The sequence below is a fragment of the Comamonas sp. SY3 genome (assembly GCF_041730275.1).
Classification (GTDB): domain Bacteria; phylum Pseudomonadota; class Gammaproteobacteria; order Burkholderiales; family Burkholderiaceae_C; genus Comamonas; species Comamonas sediminis.
Map to the genome: position 1 here is coordinate 1 of NZ_JBGTYN010000056.1, position 1,107 is coordinate 1,107.

Here is a 1,107-nt window from a genome sequence, read left to right on the forward strand (position 1 = left end):
AAATGGCAACTCCAGTACCTCCTATTGACCCCCAATTGCCACCGTTCCCAGGGCCGAACACGCCCGAATCGGCATATGACGATATGGCATTTGATTGGGGCTCGGCCATGCCTGGCTTCGGAAATCGAATCGCGGCAATTGGCCAAAATGTTTATAACAATGCTGAGGAAGCAAGGCTGAAGGCCCTGGCAGCTGAAGGATCTGCGGAGGCGGCAGCCGCACGCGTGGTCGATGTGCAAACGGCAGCAAATGGCGCCTTTGCAGCAGCGAACTACAAAGGGGAGTGGTCCACCCTCTCAGGTGCATTGAACGTGTCGGCCACAGTCACCCACCTGGGGCGCCTGTGGTATCTCAAGCTGAACCTGGCCAACGTGACCACACAGGCCCCGGCTCTGGGGTCCACCTACTGGGGCGAGGTGAGTCGCAACGATTTCACGGTGCTGCCTTGCCCTGCTGGGACGACAAATGCGGCGGACCGTGGCTTGTATCGGATGACTTCCAGCACTTCGGTGCTGCTGCTTCCTGCGGCGCCTTGGCACGGGATGGTAGTGGCGGCTGCCAATGTCTCTGGCACGTTGACGCCTGTGATCTCGCGCAACGGTAAAACCATCTGCGGTGATGCTGAAAACTTCACGATGAATGTTCTGGGTTTCCAGATCGTTTTGCAGTACGACTCCATATCCGGCGACTGGATGCGAGTTTCTGGTCTGACGGCATTTACAGCCGCGCAGCCCGCTATCGGGACCTCCAATATCTGGACAGCCTCCCAAAACTTCACGGGCGGGCTGAATATGAATGGCAACCCAATTGTGGAGAGAGGAAGTAATGCCGATGGTGATTATGTGAGGTATGCAGACGGAACGCAATTCTGCTCGAAAATCCTGACCATAAATACAGCAATTTCCAATAGCGATGGAGGTGGGGTTCTCTACAGTCCCGCCGTTAATCTTGGCGCTTTCCCCAAAGCCTTCTCGCCACAAGCACCGTCCGTAAACTTGACCGTCTCAGGCGGCGCTGGAGCTTTTATAACTAGCGGCTCGACGCCTCAGACTACTACAAGTTGGGGGAATTGCTTTGTGTCCTCTGGGGCGTCTCGTGCTGCGAACA

Annotated in this window: 1 protein-coding gene; it reads left to right on the plus strand. The window is 56.3% G+C overall.

Annotated features, from left to right (window positions below):
* Positions 1 to 83: 83 nt before the first annotated feature.
* The coding region (locus ACCQ08_RS26000; RefSeq protein ID WP_373451382.1) for a hypothetical protein at positions 84 to 1,107 on the plus strand (1,024 nt) is incomplete at its 3' end.